The sequence below is a fragment of the Variovorax stachyos genome (assembly GCF_051400855.1).
Taxonomy (GTDB): domain Bacteria; phylum Pseudomonadota; class Gammaproteobacteria; order Burkholderiales; family Burkholderiaceae_C; genus Variovorax.
The window spans coordinates 1-2,378 of the sequence record NZ_JBLFFN010000044.1; the positions used below are offsets into that span (position 1 = coordinate 1).

Consider the following 2,378-nt stretch of genomic DNA (forward strand, 5'->3'; position numbering starts at 1 on the left):
TTGTTCGAGCGCCAGGCGAGGCGCACGCCCGATGCCACGGCCCTGGTCTTCGGCGAGGAGCAGCTGAGCTACGCCGAACTCGATCGCCGTGCCAACCGCCTGGCGCACCGTCTCATCGGGCTCGGCGTCGAACCCGAGACACGGGTGGGCATCGCGGCGGAGCGCTCGCTGGAGATGGTGGTGGGCCTGCTGGGCATCCTGAAGGCGGGCGCGGCCTATGTGCCGCTGGACCCGGACTACCCGGCCGAGCGGCTGGCCTACATGGTGGCCGACAGCGGCATCGACCTGGTGCTCACGCAAAGCCATCTGCGCGGGCGCATTCCGGGGCTAGACGCCTTGCAGGTCCTGGCGCTCGATGGGATGGCGCTGGGGACCGGGCCCGACCACGATCCCGGCGTGCCGCTGCACGGCGAGCACCTCGCCTACGTGATCTACACCTCCGGCTCCACCGGCCGCCCCAAGGGGGCCGCCAACCGGCACCGCTCCCTGCGCAACCGGTTGGCATGGGGCCAGCAGCACCAGCCCCTGGACCCTGGCGACGCGGTGCTGCAGAAAACGCCCTTCAGCTTCGACATCTCCTTCTGGGAGGTCTTCTGGCCCCTGAGCGTGGGGGCGCGGCTGGTGCTCGCGGGCCCCGGCGACCACCGTGATCCGCAGCGCATCGCCGAGCTGGTGCGCCGGCATGGGATCACCACCATCCACTTCGTGCCCTCCATGCTGCAGGCCTTCATGGCCCATGGCGCGGCGCGGTCCTGCGCCGGGCTGAGGCGGATCATCTGCAGCGGCGAAGCCTTGCCCGCCGATCTGCAGCAGCGCGTGCTCGCGGCCCTGCCGCAGGTCGCGTTGCTCAATCTCTACGGGCCCACCGAAGCCGCGATCGAGGTGACCTGGTGGCGCTGCCGCGAGGACGGCTTGCCGACGGTGCCCATCGGCCGGCCCGTGGCCAACATCCGCACCCATGTGCTGGACGCCGGGCTCGACCTCGTGCCGCAGGGCGTGCCGGGCGAGCTGTACCTGGGCGGCGTGGGCCTGGCGCGCGGCTACCTGGGGCGCCCGGGGCTGACGGCCGAGCGCTTCGTGGCCGACCCGTTCGACAGCGAAGGCGCACGGCTTTACCGCACCGGCGACCTGGTGCGCTGGAACGGCGAGGGGCAGCTGGAGTACCTGGGGCGCATCGACCACCAGGTGAAGATCCGGGGCTTTCGCATCGAGCTGGGCGAGGTGGAGGCGCAGCTGCTGGCACAGCCGGGCGTGCGCGAGGCCGTGGTCGTGGCGCGCGAGGGCGCGGGCGGCGCGAGGCTGGTGGCCTACATCACGGCAGGCGGCGGACAGCTGCCGGATGCGGCGCTGCTCAAGGAACAGCTGGGCCGCACGCTGCCGGACTACATGGTGCCCGGGGCGATCGTGGTGCTGGAGGGGCTGCCGCTGAACGCGAACGGAAAGGTCGATCGCAAGGCGCTGCCGGAGCCGGTGCTCGATGGCGCATCGCAGGACCACGAGCGGCCGCATGGCGAGATGGAAGAGGCGCTGGCGCGCATCTGGTGCGAGGTGCTGGGCGTGGAGCGCGTGGGCCGTCACGACAACTTCTTCGAGCTCGGCGGCCATTCGCTGCTGGCGCTGCAATTGCTCGAGCGCGTGCGAGGGCAGGGGTGGGCGGTGCAGGTGCGCACCTTGTTCGAGCAGCCGCGGTTGGCCGCCTTCGCACAGGCGCTGGGGCGCGAGCCGGGCCGGCCCGGGGTGGTGGTTCCGCGCAACGGCATCCCGCCGGGCTGCACCGCGCTCGAGCCGTCGATGCTGACGATGATCGAGCTCGACACGCAGGAACTGCGCCGCATCGAAGCCGCGGTGCCGGGTGGCGCTGCCAACATCCAGGACCTCTATCCGCTGGCGCCGCTGCAGGAAGGCATCCTGTTTCACCACCGGCTGCACGACGCCGAGGACGCCTATGCCATGCGCAGCCTTCTTCGCTTCGACGGCAAGGAGCGCCTGCTCGCCTTCGTCGAGGGCTTTTCCCGCGTGGTCGCGCGCCACGACATCCTGCGCACCGCGGTGCTGTGGGAGGGCTTGCGCGAGCCGGTGCAGGTCGTTCTCCGGCATGCGGAGATGAAGGTGCAGGGGCTCGGCGGCGAAGCCGACGTGCAGCTGCGGCGCATCGATGTACGCCGCGCGCCGATGATCGAGGCGGTGGCCGTGCGCGACGCAACGCCGGGGCGCTGGCTGCTGCATCTCTACAGCCACCACCTGGTGCTGGACCACGCCTCGCTGGCGCAGATCGTCGAGGAGATCGCCCTGATCCAGGCCGGCCGCGAAGAGGCGCTGCCCGAGCCGGTGCCCTTCCGGCGCTTCGTGGCGCAGGCGCGCCTGGGGGTGAGTCGGGC

Annotated in this window: 1 protein-coding gene; it reads left to right on the forward strand. The window is 71.7% G+C overall.

From position 1 onward, the window contains the following. A partial coding sequence (locus ACMGEZ_RS29595) for a non-ribosomal peptide synthetase (protein WP_436825845.1) occupies positions 1-2,378 on the forward strand: 2,378 nt, incomplete at both ends.